The sequence below is a fragment of the Mesorhizobium sp. M2C.T.Ca.TU.002.02.1.1 genome, from assembly GCF_003997225.1.
The window spans coordinates 1-15,777 of the sequence record NZ_RZTO01000040.1 but is presented as its reverse complement, the minus strand read 5'-3'; the positions used below and the strand labels follow the sequence as shown (position 1 = coordinate 15,777).

Annotated in this window: 14 protein-coding genes; 8 read left to right on the top strand and 6 right to left on the bottom strand. The window is 64.6% G+C overall.

Translation table 11 applies throughout. The features are described 5' to 3' along the window. The 3 genes from EOD07_RS38080 to msrB all read left to right on the top strand — a co-directional run. Positions 1-221, top strand: a 221-nt coding sequence (locus EOD07_RS38080) for a hypothetical protein (RefSeq protein WP_206519415.1), incomplete at its 5' end; no start/stop codon positions are given. A gap of 4 nt (positions 222-225) precedes the next feature. Further along, positions 226-783 (top strand): fasciclin domain-containing protein, encoded by a 558-nt coding sequence (locus tag EOD07_RS03915; RefSeq protein WP_127234038.1) that lies wholly within the window; start codon positions 226-228, stop codon positions 781-783. 199 nt (positions 784-982) lie between these two features. Then, complete coding sequence (gene msrB, locus EOD07_RS03910; RefSeq protein WP_071069177.1) at positions 983-1,486, top strand: peptide-methionine (R)-S-oxide reductase MsrB; 504 nt, start codon at positions 983-985, stop codon at positions 1,484-1,486. A 447-nt stretch (positions 1,487-1,933) separates the two neighbouring features. Here msrB and EOD07_RS03905 read toward each other — a convergent pair whose 3' ends face one another. Next, positions 1,934-3,517 carry a DHA2 family efflux MFS transporter permease subunit gene (locus EOD07_RS03905; protein ID WP_245469826.1) on the bottom strand — a complete coding sequence of 528 codons (1,584 nt, stop codon included), beginning with the start codon at positions 3,515-3,517 and terminating at the stop codon, positions 1,934-1,936. 171 nt (positions 3,518-3,688) lie between these two features. Continuing rightward, a complete protein-coding gene (locus EOD07_RS03900; protein ID WP_127234036.1) occupies positions 3,689-4,879 on the bottom strand; it encodes an HlyD family secretion protein in 1,191 nt (396 codons plus the stop codon). Between the two features lie 134 nt (positions 4,880-5,013). Between EOD07_RS03900 and EOD07_RS03895 the strand changes: the two genes are divergently transcribed. Both EOD07_RS03895 and EOD07_RS03890 read left to right on the top strand, forming a co-directional pair. Continuing rightward, positions 5,014-5,715, top strand: a complete 702-nt coding sequence (locus EOD07_RS03895) for a TetR/AcrR family transcriptional regulator (protein WP_073984530.1) — start codon at positions 5,014-5,016, stop codon at positions 5,713-5,715. Between the two features lie 198 nt (positions 5,716-5,913). Next, positions 5,914-8,397: a DNA translocase FtsK gene (locus EOD07_RS03890; RefSeq protein ID WP_127234035.1), complete on the top strand. Its 2,484-nt coding sequence runs from the start codon at positions 5,914-5,916 to the stop codon at positions 8,395-8,397. 86 nt (positions 8,398-8,483) lie between these two features. On the opposite strand, the gene yihA is transcribed toward EOD07_RS03890, so the two are convergent. From yihA to EOD07_RS03875, 3 genes are all read right to left on the bottom strand, one after another. Then, positions 8,484-9,065, bottom strand: coding sequence for a ribosome biogenesis GTP-binding protein YihA/YsxC (gene yihA / locus EOD07_RS03885; RefSeq protein ID WP_244508208.1), 582 nt, complete (start codon positions 9,063-9,065; stop codon positions 8,484-8,486). An 86-nt stretch (positions 9,066-9,151) separates the two neighbouring features. Continuing rightward, positions 9,152-9,790 carry a CatB-related O-acetyltransferase gene (locus tag EOD07_RS03880; RefSeq protein WP_127234034.1) on the bottom strand — a complete coding sequence of 213 codons (639 nt, stop codon included), beginning with the start codon at positions 9,788-9,790 and terminating at the stop codon, positions 9,152-9,154. Positions 9,791-9,884: 94 nt separating this feature from the next. Then, positions 9,885-10,199 carry a hypothetical protein gene (locus EOD07_RS03875; RefSeq protein ID WP_127234033.1) on the bottom strand — a complete coding sequence of 105 codons (315 nt, stop codon included), beginning with the start codon at positions 10,197-10,199 and terminating at the stop codon, positions 9,885-9,887. Positions 10,200-10,366: 167 nt separating this feature from the next. Between EOD07_RS03875 and EOD07_RS03870 the strand changes: the two genes are divergently transcribed. The 3 genes from EOD07_RS03870 to EOD07_RS03860 are packed head-to-tail and all read left to right on the top strand — an operon-like array spanning position 10,367 to position 13,651. After that, the gene (locus EOD07_RS03870; RefSeq protein WP_040984944.1) at positions 10,367-10,831 is read left to right on the top strand and encodes a MarR family transcriptional regulator; all 465 of its coding nucleotides are present in this window, start codon (positions 10,367-10,369) and stop codon (positions 10,829-10,831) included. Beyond that, positions 10,824-12,110 carry an HlyD family secretion protein gene (locus EOD07_RS03865; RefSeq protein ID WP_127234032.1) on the top strand — a complete coding sequence of 429 codons (1,287 nt, stop codon included), beginning with the start codon at positions 10,824-10,826 and terminating at the stop codon, positions 12,108-12,110. The genes EOD07_RS03870 and EOD07_RS03865 overlap by 8 nt, the downstream gene beginning before the upstream one ends. After that, positions 12,107-13,651, top strand: coding sequence for a DHA2 family efflux MFS transporter permease subunit (locus EOD07_RS03860; protein ID WP_040984946.1), 1,545 nt, complete (start codon positions 12,107-12,109; stop codon positions 13,649-13,651). The genes EOD07_RS03865 and EOD07_RS03860 overlap by 4 nt, the downstream gene beginning before the upstream one ends. A gap of 497 nt (positions 13,652-14,148) precedes the next feature. Here EOD07_RS03860 and yidC read toward each other — a convergent pair. Then, the coding region (gene yidC, locus EOD07_RS03855) for a membrane protein insertase YidC (RefSeq protein WP_127234031.1) at positions 14,149-15,777 on the bottom strand (1,629 nt) is incomplete at its 5' end.

Genomic DNA, 15,777 nt, shown 5'->3' with positions numbered 1-15,777 from the left:
GACCTGAAGGGCATTTGATCTCAGGCGGCATATTCCAAAAGAATAATGAAAGTCTATCTCCTACCTTTGGCAGGCGCCAGAAGTCCGCTGTCACCACCGGCGGCGCTAGCGAAATAAATCGAACGAAGGAAAAATCTTCCTTCGCTCGTGAAACTAAGTTTTTTCGTCCTCGTATCTCCTCGCGTTCCCAAGGATGGGAAGAAACAACCCCAGGAGACTGACACCATGCGTAAGCTCGCCACCCTTTTGCTCGCCTCCACGCTCGGCCTTTCCGCGCTCGGCGCCGTTGCCTATGCCGCCAATCCGATGGTCGGCGGCGCGCCGATGTATGCCAAGAAGAACATCATCGAGAACGCCGTCAATTCGAAAGACCACACCACGCTGGTCGCCGCCGTCAAGGCCGCCGGCCTGGTCGACACGCTGCAGGGCGCGGGCCCCTTCACCGTCTTCGCGCCGACAAACGAAGCCTTCGCGGCGCTGCCCGCCGGCACGGTCGACACGCTGCTCAAGCCCGAGAACAAGGACAAGCTGACCAAGGTGCTCACCTGCCATGTCATCGCCGCCAAGGCGCTGGCCGCCGACGTCGCCAAGATGGCCAAGGCCGATGGCGGCGCGCACCAGGTCAAGACGGTCGGCGGCTGCGAGCTGACGCTGAAGGCCGAGAAGGGCAAGGTCACGGTGACCGACGAGAACGGCAATGTCGCCCACGTCACCATCGCCGATGTCCGCCAGTCGAACGGCGTCATCCACGTCATCGACAAGGTTCTCTTGCCGAAGATGTAACAAAGCGGACCTGGCCGGCGAAGACATGGCTGAGCGCCGGCCGCGACATCCAAGATCCGCGCCGCCGGCAAGGGTGTGCTCCGCACCGTCCCGCAAGGACGGCGCGGAGCAGCATCCGAGCAAGAACGGACAGAGCGTCACCGGCTTTTGATTTCCGGGCGGCGCTCTATCTTGGCAAAATGCGTCAGGAGGAACGGCCATGAACCGTCGCGATTTTCTCTGGAGCGGGGCAGCCGCCACCGCTCTCATCGTCGGATCCGCAGCGATGCTGCGCGCCGGCGGGCCGAAGCCGGCCTTGGCCGCCGAGACCTTCGAGGTCACCAAGACCGATGCCGAGTGGCATGCCATCCTGTCGGACGAGGCCTTCGACGTGCTGCGCAAGCAGGGCACGGAATATCCAGGCACCAGCCCGCTGCTCAACGAGCATCGCAAGGGCATCTTCGCCTGCGCCGGCTGCGACCTGCCGGTCTATTCGTCGGAGACCAAGTTCGATTCCGGCACCGGCTGGCCGAGCTTCTATCAGGAGATCGCCAACTCCATCGGCAAGACCGTGGACAATTCGCTCGGCATGACCCGCACCGAGGTGCATTGCCGGCGCTGCGGCGGCCATCTCGGCCATGTCTTCGACGACGGCCCGCCGCCCACCGGCCTGCGTCATTGCATCAACGGCGTGGCGTTGAGCTTCAAGCCGGCGTCTGCTTGAGGGCGAAATCAGCGCAAACGCCGGGGATTGGCTGAAGCCGCCCCAACCTCGTCATTCTATGGCGGAGCAAGGAGCGAAGCGACGCGGCGCAGACCACAGAATCCATGCCGTGACTTGGAAGCGCCGCCACGGTGCAGAATTCTGCTCCGCAATGCCTTCGATCAAGGTAACGGCATGGATTCCAGGGTCTTCGCGACGGAGCTTCGCTCCTGCTCCGCCCTGGAATGACGACCGCGAGGGGCATTCCGGCCAACCTCCAAGGGATGTCGCTTGCCAACGCAAACAGAGCCGACCGGTCAAAATCCCTGCAGTGCCACTATCGGTTTTCCGCTCGGAATTGCGTCAAACAAGGAGGCACTTGCAACCGCTCCAAAAAGAATGACCCCGGAAATCGTCGCCGATTTCCGGGGTCACGCGTTGAGGAGGCCAGGCGGGGGTTCCGGCTCCTCAATGGCCTCCGCCGCCACCGCCGCCCTGCTGCGCCGGCTTGTTGATGAACAGCACGAAGAATCCGAGCGAGGCGAACAGCACCGTCAGCATCATGAACACGTCCATGAAGGACAAAAGCGCCGCCTGTTGGTGAGCCATGCCGGACAGCTTCGAGATCGCGGCGCTCGTGGCGTCGAGGCCGGCGGTCTGCTCGAAGGTCAGTGTCATGTTCTGCAGCTTGGTCTGCGCGGCCTGGCTGCCCCACTGCACATGCTCGGAAAGCCGCGCATAGTGGAAGGCGTTGCGGTCGATCAGCACCGTGTTGATCAGCGCGAGGCCCACGGCGCCGCCGAGATTGCGGGTCAGGTTGAACAGGCCCGACGCGTTCTTCAGCCGTTCCGGCGGCAAGGTGCCGAGCGCAATGTTGTTGATCGGCACCATGCACAGCATCATCGAGCAGCCGCGCAGGATCTGCGGGATCAAGAGCTCATAGAAATCCCAGTCGGCGGTGAGATGCGTCATCCACCAGGTGCCGGTGGCGAAGCCGACGAAGCCGATCATCATCATCAGCCGGAGGTCGATCTTGTTCGACAGGATGCCGGCGACGGGCGCGGTGAAGAACATCGCCAGGCCGCTGACGAACAGCGCCTCGCCGATCATCATCGAATCGTAGCCGCGGATGCGCCCGAGGAACACCGGATAGAGATAGGTGAGCCCGTAAAGGCCGATGCCGACGACGAAGGAGAACAGCGAGCCGAAGGCGAAGTTCACGTTGCTGAAGGCCCTCAGGTCGACGATCGGCTCCTCGGCGGTGAAGACACGCCAGAAGAAGATGACGGCGCCGACGGTCATGATGATCGCACAGGCAAACACCGCCGGCTCCTGCAGCCAGTCGTGGTTCGGACCTTCCTCCAGCACATATTCCATGCAGCCGAGGAACGCGGCCATGCCGATCAGGCCCCACCAGTCGAACTTGGAGAACAGTTTCAGGTTGGGCTTGTCGAAATCGATCAGCGCCCAGGCCGCCGTCGCCACCAGGATGCCGGGCACGACATTGATCAGGAACAGCCAGTGCCAGGACATGGCGTGGCTGATATAGCCGCCCACCGTCGGGCCGATCGTCGGCGCCAGCGTCGCCACCAGGCCGATCATCGGCGAGACGACGGCGCGCCTGGAGGGCGGGAAGATGGTGAAGGCGGCCGCGAAGACGCTGGGGATCATGCCGCCGCCGATGAAGCCCTGGATGGCGCGGTAGACGATCATCTGGTCGATATTGGTGGCGGTGGCGGCGAGCGCGCTGGCGGCGGTGAAGCCAGCGGCCGCGGTGGTGAACAGCACGCGCGTCGACAGCATGCGGCTGAGGAAGCCCGACAGCGGGATCATCACCACCTCGGCGATCAGATAGGCGGTCTGCACCCACGGGATCTCGTCGGAGCTGGCGCTCAGGCCAGCCTGGATTTCCGACAGCGAGGCCGAGACGATCTGGATGTCGAGGATCGCCATGAACATGCCGAACACCATCGCCAGGAAGGCGACGACGCGGCGCACCGGCATATGGTCCGCGGGCAGGGCCGGCGCGGCGGCTGCCGGACGTCCGGGCATTGCCCCTGCTGTAATGGTTGCGGTTGCCATCTCATGGCCTCCCTAAGCAATTCTCGAGAACAGATGCGTGGCTGTCCCGAATTGCGGCGAAACAGATAGTCGGAGCGGGTCTGCCGCTCGGAAGCAGGCTGGGCGGTCCGGCGCTCGATTGGCCACCGAACCGCCCCCCGATCAGTTGGTCGTCGAGGCCGGCGCGGTGCGGCTGTCGACCGCGACGACGACGCTCAAGCCGGCGCGCAGCTTGCCGGTCTTCAGCACATCGGCCGGCACGTCGATGCGCACGGGCACGCGCTGCACCACCTTGGTGAAGTTGCCGGTGGCGTTTTCCGGCGGCAGCAGCGAGAACACCGCGCCCGAAGCCGGCGCCAGCGAGGAGACCGTGCCTTCGAAGCTCTGGCCGTCGATCGCGTCGACGGTGATGCGGACCTTCTCGCCGGGCACCATCCGGCCAAGCTGCGTCTCCTTGAAGTTGCCGACGATGTAGAGCTTGTCCATCGGCACGACGACGGCGAGCTTCTGGCCGGGGCTGACGAGGTCGCCCTGCTCGACCGAGCGATTGCCGACGACGCCGTCATAAGGCGCCTTCAGCACGGTGAAGGACAGGTCGCGCTGTGCCTTGTCGCGGGTGAGCTGCAGCGAGGCGAGCGTCGAGGCCGATTCCGCGCGCTGTGCTTCTAGGACGCCGATATTGGCCTGCGCCGCGGCGATCTGCGCATCGGCGCCGACAAGCGCCGCCTTGGCCTGGTCGAGCGCGGTCTGCGCGTCGTCGAGCTGCGCCTGCGTGCCGACATGGGTCTTGAGCAGCTGCGCGGCGCGCAGCTGGGCGCGCGCCGCATTGTCGGCGGCGGCCTGGTCCGCGACCTTGGAGGCCTGGGCCTGAGACAGCGAAGCCTGGGCCGCCTTGGTCTGCGCGTCGATGCGGTCGAGCGTCTTGCTCAATGTGGCGATCTGCGCCTCGGCCTGGGCGACGGCGATCTTGTAGTCGCCATTGTCGATGACGAACAGCGGATCGCCGGCCTTGACCCTTTGGTTCTCGCCCACCAGCACCTTGTCGATATAACCAGATATTTTCGGCGACACGAACGACATATCGGCCTGGACATAGGCGTCGTCGGTGGAGATCATGAACCGGCCGTCGGTCCAATAGTCATACCCATACCAGGAGCCGGCGCCGAGCAGGGCAAGGCCGATGATCGGCAAAAGGAACGAGCGGGCCGAGCGCTTCTTCTTGGCGGGCGCCTCGGCCGGAGCCGCGACGGGGGCGGCGGGCTGTACAGGAACTTCCGGCGCTTCGGTCGACGGCTGGACCTTGGCATTGGGAAACGTGCGGACTTCGGCGGTGGCGGGCGCGTTCGAGGACATCGGGGATCTCTCTGGAATGTCAGTCAGACTGAACCGTTCGGTTCGAATTGGTGATTGACATAGCGCGGAAAGAGGACCATATCAAGAGGAAATCGAACCGAGTGGTTCGAAATATTTTTCAAGGAATGACTTCCATGGTCGAAACGACAGCCGATAGCGATCTGCTCGACTTGCGCAAGGGTCGTCCGGCGGCCGGACAGGACCCGGTCAAGCGTGCCCAGATCATCGAAGGCGCCCGCCGCGTCTTCATAGACAAGGGTTTTGAAGCCGCCTCGATGAACGACATCACGCGCGAGGCCGGCGTCTCCAAAGGCACGATCTACGTCTATTTCGAAAACAAGGAAGAGCTGTTCGAGGCTCTCATCGAGGAAGAGCGCGGCACCATCTTCAAGAACCTGTATGAGGTGCTCGACCACTTCGAGGATCTCCGCAAGACGCTGGTCAAGTTCGGCATGGGGCTCTCCGCCAAGATCACCTCGGCCAAGGTCATCCAGGCCCAGCGCACCGTGGTCGGCGCCGCCGACCGGATTCCCGAGCTTGGCGCGCGCTTCTACGAGCGCGGTCCGAAGCGCGGCCACGACAAGGTCATGGCCTTCCTCAACCAAGCCGTCGAGCGCGGCCTGCTAGAGATCGACGATGTCGACCTTGCCGCCTATCAGTTCACCGAACTCTGCCTCGCCGGCCTGTTTCGCCAGTGCATCTTTTCCTACCGCACCAAGGCGCCGACCCAGGCCGAGATCGAGCGTGTGGTGACATCGGGTGTCGACGTCTTCCTGAAAGCCTATGGCACCGCGAAATTCCTCGCCGAGGAGCGGGCGCACGCCGAAACCGCTTGACCGGCGCTGCACTGCCGCGCGGTTGCGAGGCGGCCTGAAGCATGGCGAGCGCCATGACTCGCCTTTGCGCGGGTCGGATACCTTCTCCCCAAATCTGACCGTTGATTGGCATTCCGGACAGGTCGTTTGGAAGGACCTGTTAACCATCGCTTCCTATGTCTCGGGTACCTGCAATCGCGAGTCTCGAGTATGACATCCATGCGTCTTCCCCGTGCCAATCTTTCCGGTGCCTCCGCCTATGGAAATGACGACCAATCCCGTCATCCCGAGGACGCCGGGCACCGTGGCGCGGCCCCGCAGCAGCAGGCGCAAGCGGGGCAGGTCGTCACTTTGCGTGTAGCGCCGGAGAGCGAATCGAACGCCGCTCGCGCGGCATCTTTCGATTCGGCCCGCGAGGAAGAATTCAGCCGCCCGGCCTGGCAGGATTATTTCTTCCTCGCGCCCAACGTGCGGTTCACCCGAACGCCGGACACCGACCTCGCCCGGCGAACCGCCCCGCAGGAAGACGCCGCGCCAGGCAAGGCGCCTGCGGTTCAGCCTGTCCGGCCCGCGCCTCCGGCTCCGGCGCCTGCCAATCCGGTTCGGGCTATTCCCGCTGCGTCCGCGGCTCGCGTCGTGGCGCCGGCACAGGTCAAACCGGTCCGCGCACCTTCCACGGTGGCCCCAGCCGCCGTCCCGGTTCCTCTGGCCGCGCCGACTCAGGTTGCCGCCGCTCCAACGCCAAAACCGCGCCCGAGCGGACTGCGCTGGTCCTATCTTTCCGATCATGCCTTCTTCGAATTCGGCATGCCTTTCCTCGCCGAGCGCCTGGCGCGGGCGCGTTTGAGCGAAGCCGGTCAGGCGGCCGCCGTTCCGGCGCAACCATCGGTCAAGCCGATGCCGGCGCAGCGTCCAGCGGCCCAGCCAAGTCAGACCCATGTCCCCTTCATGAGCGAGGCGACGTCGTTTTACCGGGTCATCGAATGGCGCTCCTCTAGCGCAACGAACGCCGACCCTGCCCCGACGCCGGCCCCCGCGACCGCTCAACCGACGCCTGTCGAGCCCGTGCCGGTTTCAGCGTCTCCGAGCGCAAGATCGCCGAGGCAGGCGCCTTCGCTGCCCATGGCCGGCGAGGTCGCGCCGCTGTCCGCGATGGCCGGCTACGAGCTTCCCTCCGAAGACCTTCTGCAGCTGCCGCCGGAGGGCCAGGGCTTCTACATGTCGCAGGAGCGCATGGAGCAGAATGCCGATCTGCTCGAAAGCGTGCTGGAGGATTTCGGCGTCAAGGGCGAGATCATCCATGTCCGCCCGGGTCCGGTCGTCACGCTCTACGAGTTCGAGCCGGCGCCGGGCGTGAAATCCAGCCGCGTCATCGGTCTGGCCGACGACATCGCCCGCTCGATGTCGGCCATCTCGGCGCGTGTCGCGGTGGTGCCGGGTCGCAATGTCATCGGCATCGAATTGCCCAACGAGACGCGCGAGACGGTCTACTTCCGCGAGCTGATCGGATCGGCCGGCTTCCGCAACACGTCCTGCAAGCTGGCGCTCGGCCTCGGCAAGACGATCGGCGGCGAACCGGTCATCGCCGAGCTCGCCAAGATGCCGCATCTGCTGGTGGCGGGCACCACCGGTTCCGGCAAGTCGGTCGCCATCAACACCATGATCCTGTCGCTGCTCTACCGGATGAAGCCGGAGGAATGCCGCCTCATCATGGTCGACCCCAAGATGCTGGAGCTCTCCGTCTATGACGGCATCCCGCATCTTCTGACGCCGGTCGTCACCGATCCCAAGAAGGCGGTCACAGCGCTCAAATGGGCGGTGCGCGAGATGGAGGACCGCTACCGCAAGATGGCGCGCCTCGGCGTGCGCAACATCGACGGCTACAACCAGCGCGCTGGCAGCGCCCGTGACAAGGGCGAGGTCGTGACCATGCAGGTGCAGGTCGGCTTCGAGAAGGGCACCGGCGAGCCGCTGTTCGAGGAGCGCTCGATCGACCTCGCGCCCATGCCCTACATCGTCATCATCGTCGACGAGATGGCCGACCTGATGATGGTGGCCGGCAAGGAGATCGAAGGCGCCATCCAGCGCCTGGCGCAGATGGCGCGCGCCGCCGGCATCCATCTGATCATGGCCACGCAGCGCCCGTCGGTCGACGTCATCACCGGCACCATCAAGGCCAATTTCCCGACCCGCATCTCCTTCCAGGTGACGTCCAAGATCGACAGCCGCACCATCCTCGGCGAGCAGGGCGCGGAACAGCTGCTCGGCCAGGGCGACATGCTGCACATGGCCGGCGGCGGGCGCATTTCGCGCGTGCACGGCCCCTTCGTTTCCGACCTCGAGGTCGAGCATGTGGTGGCGCATCTGAAGGCGCAGGGGCGCCCCGAATATCTCGACACCGTCACCGCCGACGAGGAAGAGGCCGAGGAAGCGGCCGACACCGGTCCGGTCTTCGACAAGAGCGCGATCGCCGAGGAGGACGGCGACGCCCTCTACGAGGAAGCCGTCAAGGTGGTCAAGCGCGACAAGAAATGCTCGACCTCCTACATCCAGCGCCGCCTCGGCGTCGGCTACAACCGCGCCGCTTCATTGGTCGAGCGCATGGAGAAGGAAGGTCTGGTCGGCGCGCCCAACCATGTCGGCAAGCGCGAGATCCTCACCGGCCGGCGCGACCGCGAGCCGGAGCGGGACGAGATGGACTGAGCGGGCCGCGCCAGCCCCCTCATCCGGCCGCTTCGCGGCCACCTTCTCCCCGAGGGGAGAAGAGATTGGCGCCGGCGCCGACCGCCTCAGCCGCCGTTCGCCACCAGGGCGATGGCCGCGCGCAGCTCGTCCAGGCCCGCCGCTTTCTCCGAAGATGTGGCCAGCACCACCGGAAACGCCGCCGGCCGCTTCTTGATCCTGGCCAGCGTCTCCTCGATCAGCCTCGGCACGCCGGCGGCCTTGATCTTGTCGGTCTTGGTCAGCACCACCTGGTAGGACACCGCCGCCTTGTCGAGCAGCGTCAGCACCTCCTCGTCCTTGGCCTTGATGCCGTGGCGCGCGTCGATCAGCACATAGACGCGCTTCAGCGTCACGCGGCCCTGCAGATATTCGTAGATGAGCTTCGTCCACTCATCGACCTTGTCCTTCGGCGCGCTGGCGTAGCCGTAGCCCGGCATGTCGACCAGCGCCATCGGCGGCAGGTCGGCGCCTTCGCCGGAAAACCCGTCGGGCACGAAATAGTTGAGCTCCTGAGTGCGGCCCGGCGTGTTCGAGGTCCGCGCCAGGCCCTTATGCCCGACCAGCGCGTTGATCAGCGACGACTTGCCGACATTGGAACGGCCGGCGAAGGCGATCTCCGGCGGGCCTTCAGGCGGCAGGAACTTCATCGACGGCACGCCGCGGATGAAGACCCAGCCGCGGGTGAACAGCTCCGGGCTGATCGCCGTCTCGTTCGTGCTGTTGTTGGGCGCGTTCAAACCGCAGCCTCCAGTTTTGAAATGTCGGCGCCGCGAATGGCGTCGAGGTTGCGGCTGATCTTGTCGACCGGCCAGTCCCACCAGGCCGCCTTGAGCAGGCGGCGCACGGTAAAGTCGTCGAAGCGCATCTTGACCACCTTGGCAGCATTGCCCGCAACGATCGCATAAGGCGGCACGTCGTGCGTGACAACCGATTTCGCCGCGACGATGGCGCCATTGCCGATCCTGACGCCCGGCATGATCACCGCATCCATGCCGATCCACACGTCATTTTCGACGATGGTGTCGCCGCGGATCTCCTTCGACCAGGTCTCAGGATCAAAACCGTCCTCCCAGCCATGGCCGAAGATGTTGAACGGATAGGTCGAGAAGCCGGACATCGCGTGGTTGGCGCCGTTCATGATGAAGCGCGCGCCTTCGGCGATGGCGCAGAACTTGCCGATCACCAGCCGGTCACCGATGAAGTCGTAGTGATGCAGCACGCATTTTTCGGCGAATTTATCGGGACCCTCGGGGTCGTCATAATAGGTGAAGTCGCCGATCTCGATGTTGGGCGACGTCACCAGCCCTTTCAGGAAGCCGACGCGCGGATGCATCGCGATCGGATGCTTGATGTTGGGATTGGGCCCGGTCATCGCCGCCCCTCCATGGTTCACAGGCATGTTCGGGCGCAGCCGGCGGGGCCCGCGCGCGATCAAACTAACGTGATCCGGCCGCGGCACCAACCGCTCAGTGGTTGCCGCGGCAGATCACGATCGGGTTGGAAAGGGCGCTGTCGAAGCCGCTGCCCTGATAGACCTGGACATTCGCCGCCCCGGGCGGCAGCGAGAAGCTGCCTTCGACGATTTTCTGCTCGCCCGCCGTCGTGTGCAGGGCCCAGCTGAAGGTGCAGAATTGCGGCGGCGCCTTGGGTTGCACGTGGCTGCAATTGAGCTGCGCGCCCCCAAGCATTGCCGCTCCGCCGCAGCTCACCGCGTCCTTCGCGGTGGCTGGAAAAGCGTATCCCACGAGCAGCGCCAGCATGGCGATCTTGAGCCGATTCATCGTCTGGTCCTTGCCCTGACCCCAAGCCGGTCGGGCCGGGTTCTGGCCTATGCGATATTTTTACCAAGCGCCTTAGTCGGTCTTGCGCTCCACGTCCAGCAGGATTATGTGCATGATGATAATAAGCATGCTCACGAAAGTTTGTCCGCCCGTTCCGAAGTCCTCCCATGTCCACCTCGCCCAATATCAGCTTTGTGCTGCACGATGTCGCGCGCCTGCTCAGGAAACGTTTCGAGCAGCGCTCGCGCGCCTTTGGACTGACCCGCGCGCAATGGCAGGTGCTGTCCTATCTCTCGCGGCAGGAAGGCATCCATCAGAACAAGCTGGCCGACCTCATCGAGATCATGCCGATCACGCTCGCAAGGTTGCTCGACAAGATGGAGGCGGGCGGCTTCATCGAGCGCCGGCCCGATCCGGCCGACCGCCGGGCGTGGCTTATCTATCTGACCCCGAAGGCGCATCCGCTCATCGAAGTGATGCGCAGCAATGGCCAAAAGACGCGTGGCGAGGCCTTTGCCGGCCTGTCCGCGGACGCGCAGCAGCAGCTGCTGCAAACCCTTTGCCTGATTAAATCCAATCTGCTCGAGGCCTGCGCCCAGCCGGCCGTCGACCGGGAGAAAGTCCATGTCTGAAGGAACCTCACCCAGAAAGCCCGCCGACGGGGAAAGCGAAAGAGCAAGCGACCAGGTCATTCGCCTGGACAGCCAGCGCGAGCAAAGGCGCGGCAACCCGCCTGTCGTCGAGGACGATGAGCTGGAAGCGCTCGTGGCGCCGGAGCCGGCGACGCTCGAGGCGCCATCGGCCCAGCCGAGACCGGCTTCCGTCACGGTGGCTCCGCCCGCTCCCGTCAAGCCGCGCCGCAGCCTGACGCGGCCGGTCCTGTTTGCGCTGCTGCCTGTCGCGCTGGTGGCCGGCGGCTACTACTACGTCGTCGGCGGTCAGATCATGACCACCGACAACGCCTACATCCAGGCACAGTCGCTCGGCGTTTCCACCGATGTCTCCGGCACCGTGCAGGAGATCGACGTGCACGACAACCAGGCGGTGAAGAAGGGCGATGTGCTCTTCCGCCTGCGGCCGGCCTCCTTCGAGACCGCGCTCGCCGGCGCCAAGGCGCAGCTCGGCACGGTGCGCAACCAGGTGCTGACGCTGCAGGCGAGCTACCAGCAGTCGCTGGCATCGATCGACCAGGCGCAGGCGGACATCCCCTATTACGAGTCCGCCTTCCAGCGTCAGCAGGACCTGCTCAAGACCTCGACCGCTTCCAAGGCGACCTTCGACAGCGCCCAGCACGACCTCATAGCGGCCCGCCAGAAGGTAACGGTCGCCAAGGCGCAGGCGCAGGCGATGCTTGCCCAGCTCGGCGGCGACGCCAGCCAGCCGGTCGAGCAGAATCCCTTCTACCTGCAGGCCCAGTCGGCGGTGGACGACGCCCAGCGCAACCTCGCCGACTCCGTCGTCAAGGCGCCGTTCGACGGCATCGTCACCAATGTCGACGCGCTGCAGGTCGGCAAGTACCTGCCGGCCTCGCAGCCGGCCTTCAGCCTGGTGTCGTCGACCGACATCTGGATCGCGGCCGAGCCCAAGGAAACCGAGCTCACCTATGTGCGTCCCGGCCAGAAGGCGACGATCAGCATCGACGGCTATCCGGGCGAGGTCTGGCACGGCACCGTCGGCTCGATCAGCCCGGCTTCGTCATCCAGCTTCTCGCTGCTGCCGGCGCAGAACACCAGCGGCAACTGGGTCAAGGTCGTGCAGCGCATCCCGATGCGCGTGACGATCGACGATCCGGACGGCAAGCCGCCGCTGCGCGGCGGCATGAGCGCGGTCGTCAGCATCGACACCGGCCATGCCCGCGGCCTGCCCGATTTCGTCACCGACCTCCTCAAGCGTTTCGGACAAAAGTCATGACAGCGGCTTCCGCGACAGGCGCGCCCGTGGTCGCCAATCGCGGCGCCATCACCGCTTGCGTGATCCTGGCGGTCATCATGCAGGCGCTGGACACCACCATCGCCAATGTGGCGCTGCCTTATATCCAGGGCAGCGTCTCGGCGAGCGCCGACCAGATCAACTGGGTGCTCACCTCCTACATCGTCGCCGCCGCGGTGATGACGCCGCCGTCCGGCTATCTCGCCAACCGCTTCGGCCGCAAGCGCATCCTGCTGGTCGCCATCACCGGCTTCGTCGTGGCCTCCGTGCTGTGCGGCTTCGCCCAATCGCTGCCGCAGATCGTCGGCTTCCGCCTGCTGCAGGGCCTGTTCGGCGCGGCGCTGGTGCCGCTGTCGCAGTCGATCCTGCTCGACATCTACAGCGTCGAGGAGCGCGGCTCGGCCATGGCGCTGTTCGGCGTCTCGGTCATGGTCGGCCCGGTGCTCGGCCCGGTCATCGGCGGCTGGCTGACCGAGAACGTCTCCTGGCGCTGGGTCTTCTACATCAACGTGCCGATCGGCGCGCTGGCCTTCATCGGCGTTTCGATGTTCGTCCAGGAAACCAAGCTCGACCTCAAGGCCAGGCTCGACTGGCTGGGCTTCGGCATGCTGTCGATCGCCATTGCCTCGCTGCAGATGTTCCTCGACCGCGGCGAGCAGCTCAACTGGTTCTCCTCGGCCGAGATCATCGTCGAGGCGCTGGTATGCGCATCGGCCTTCTACATCTTCATCGTCCACACCTTCACCGCGCGTGACACATTCGTGAACCCGCGGCTGTTTCTCGACCGCAACTTCTCCGTCGGCATGATCTTCATCTTCATCATCGGCATCACCTATCTCGCCTCGCTGGCGCTGATGACGCCTTACCTGCAGACGCTGATGGGCTATCCGGTGGTGACGGCCGGCATCGTCATGGGGCCGCGCGGCCTCGGCACCATGGCCTGCATGTTCATCGTCGGCCGCCTGGTCGGCAAGGTCGACACGCGCTGGCTGCTGTTCATCGGCCTCGCCATCACCGCCTGGGCGATGTACGACATGACCGGTTGGACGCCGGACGTCTCGCAATGGACGATCATCAGCACCGGCTTCATCCAGGGCGCCGGCCTGGGCTTCCTGTTCGTGCCGCTCACCACCATCACCTTCGCCACGCTGGCGCCGGAGCGGCGCGCCGAAGGCACCGGCCTCTACAATCTGTCGCGCAACATCGGCTCCAGCGTCGGCATTTCGGTGGTCACGGCGCTTTTGACGCAGAACCAGCAGATCAACCACGAGAACATCGCCACCTATGTGACGCCGTACAATCCGGCCTTCAGCGACCCGGCGATCTCGCAGGCGCTGAGCCCTTACACCGCCGCCGGCCGCGCCGCCCTCGACGGCCTGGTCACGCTGCAGGCGACGATCATCTCCTATATCGACGACTTCAAGCTGATGATGATCCTGTCCCTCGCCGCCATCCCGCTGGTGCTTCTGCTGCGCAAGCCCGGCACGCCTGCCAAGATCGATCACAGTGCGGTCATGGAATAAAAGGACCGGGATCCCGCCGCCTGCGGGACCCCGGCCTGCCGGACGACCTCCCAAACACCGGCGTCGCTGCGCCGGAAGCCGTCGCGGCCTTTTTGGGGAGGACGAGAATCATACGAAGCGGCCGCGCGCGGAGTTTCAGGAGCTCCTAATAATTTGCCGAAAATTATTCCCGCCCCGGCGAGCGGGCAATCACGTATGGGCTTAGCGGCGAAGGCCAACGCAACGTCATCATCCCCGGGCTTGACCCGAGGATCCATTCCGTGACCTTTGCCGCGGAGTGTGACGGTGCAGAATTCTGCAACCGTTGCAACGCCTTGGCGTAACGGCATGGATTCCAGGGTCTGCGCGCGTCGCTTCGCTCCTTGCTCCGCCCTGGAATGACGACCGGGAAGATCGACACGGCCAATCCCGAAGGCTGGCGCTGTTCCGTCGGTATCTCCAACAAAAAACCCCGGCCAATGAAGGTCGGGGGTTTTGATTTGTAGCTCGGGGTCCGGCTATTCCGCCGGCGATGGTTTCTTGCGGAACATCGCCGCCAGATTGTCCCACAACTCGATCTTGGCGCCCTGGCGCTTCATGATCACGCCCTGCTGCAGGATCGACAGCGTGTTGTTCCAGGCCCAGTAGATGACGAGGCCGGCCGGGAAGGAGCCCATCATGAAGGTGAAGATCACCGGCATCCAGGTGAAGATCGCCGCCTGCGTCGGATCCGGCGGAGCCGGGTTCATGCGCATCTGCAGGAACATGGTGATGCCCATCACCACCGCCCAGGCGCCCATATGCGGCAGGAAGGCGGGCGCCGCGAAAGGCAGCAGGCCGAACAGGTTGAAAATCGACGTCGGATCCGGCGCCGCAAGATCGTGGATCCAGCCGAAGAACGGCGCGTGCCGCATCTCGATGGTGATGTAGAGCACCTTGTAGAGCGAGAAGAAGACCGGGATCTGCAGCGCCACCGGCCAGCAGCCGGCGAGCGGATTGATCCTCTCCGTCTTGTAGAGCTCCATCATCGCCTGCTGCTGCTTCATCTTGTCATCCGCGTATTTCTCGCGGATCTCGACCATCTTCGGCTGCACCTTCTTCATGTTCGCCATCGAGGCGTAGGACTTGTTGGCGAGCGGGAAGAAGATCGCCTTGACGATGACGGTGGTGGCGAGGATCGCCAGGCCGAAATTGCCGAAGAATTTGTAGAGCGTGTCGATCAGCCAGAACATCGGCTTCGTGATGAAATAGAACCAGCCCCAGTCGATCAACAAGTTGAATTGGCGAATGTGACGGTCGGCCTCATAAGCGTTGATCTTGGCGACTTCCTTGGCGCCGGCGAAAATCTCTGTCTCGACAGTCGCGGACTGGCCGGCATCGACATTGATTGCGTCAGTCAGGAAGTCGGACTGATAGCGGTGACGTCCGTCCTCGAAATAGGCATAGCGCGGCTGGAAGGGCTGCTTCTCGGTCGGCACCAGTGTCACGGCCCAGTATTTGTCGGTGATGCCGAGCCAGCCGTCGGTCGACTTGCCGGGCTTGACTTCCTTGTCCTTTTCGATCGCCGAATATTTGTACTCCGACAGCCCCTCGCTGCCGGTGACGCCGATCAGGCCTTCATGCAGCACATAGGTGCTGGCGACCGCCGGCTTGTCGTAGCGCGTGACCCGGCCATAGTTGAACAGGCTGACGGCGGCGCTGCCTGAGTTCTGCACCGTGTCGGAAACGGTGAACATGTAGTCGTTGTCGACCGAGATGGTGCGCTTGAAGGTCAGGCCCTTGTCGTTGGTATAGGTCAGCGTCACCGGCGTCGACGGGGTCAGCGTCGGATTGCCCTCGACGCTCCACACCGTGTCCGAGCTTGGCACTGCGCCCGTCTTGTCGGTGCCGACAAAACCGATCTCGGCGAAATAGCCGGTAGGCAGCGCCTGCGGGTTGAGCAGCTCGATCTCGGGCGAATTCTTGTCGACCGTCTCGGTGTAGTGCTTGAGCTTCAGGTCGTCGAGGCGCGCCCCGGTCAGGTTGATCGAACCCTCGAGGCTGGGGGTGTCGATCTTGACGCGCTTGGTCGCGGCGATGGCCTGGTCACGACCTGCAGCCGTCACCGTGTCGCCGCCGGGCGCGCTGGGGATCGCGCCGGCCGTGGG

Excerpts from the sequence above, each read along its gene's own strand:
- EOD07_RS03915 (WP_127234038.1), top strand. The coding sequence starts at position 226 with ATGCGTAAGCTCGCCACCCTTTTGCTCGCCTCCACGCTCGGCCTTTCC.
- msrB (WP_071069177.1), top strand. The coding sequence starts at position 983 with ATGAACCGTCGCGATTTTCTCTGGAGCGGGGCAGCCGCCACCGCTCTC.
- EOD07_RS03905 (WP_245469826.1), bottom strand. The coding sequence starts at position 3,517 with ATGCCCGGACGTCCGGCAGCCGCCGCGCCGGCCCTGCCCGCGGACCAT.
- EOD07_RS03900 (WP_127234036.1), bottom strand. The coding sequence starts at position 4,879 with ATGTCCTCGAACGCGCCCGCCACCGCCGAAGTCCGCACGTTTCCCAAT.
- EOD07_RS03895 (WP_073984530.1), top strand. The coding sequence starts at position 5,014 with ATGGTCGAAACGACAGCCGATAGCGATCTGCTCGACTTGCGCAAGGGT.
- EOD07_RS03890 (WP_127234035.1), top strand. The coding sequence starts at position 5,914 with ATGCGTCTTCCCCGTGCCAATCTTTCCGGTGCCTCCGCCTATGGAAAT.
- yihA (WP_244508208.1), bottom strand. The coding sequence starts at position 9,065 with ATGAAGTTCCTGCCGCCTGAAGGCCCGCCGGAGATCGCCTTCGCCGGC.
- EOD07_RS03880 (WP_127234034.1), bottom strand. The coding sequence starts at position 9,790 with ATGACCGGGCCCAATCCCAACATCAAGCATCCGATCGCGATGCATCCG.
- EOD07_RS03875 (WP_127234033.1), bottom strand. The coding sequence starts at position 10,199 with ATGAATCGGCTCAAGATCGCCATGCTGGCGCTGCTCGTGGGATACGCT.
- EOD07_RS03870 (WP_040984944.1), top strand. The coding sequence starts at position 10,367 with ATGTCCACCTCGCCCAATATCAGCTTTGTGCTGCACGATGTCGCGCGC.
- EOD07_RS03865 (WP_127234032.1), top strand. The coding sequence starts at position 10,824 with ATGTCTGAAGGAACCTCACCCAGAAAGCCCGCCGACGGGGAAAGCGAA.
- EOD07_RS03860 (WP_040984946.1), top strand. The coding sequence starts at position 12,107 with ATGACAGCGGCTTCCGCGACAGGCGCGCCCGTGGTCGCCAATCGCGGC.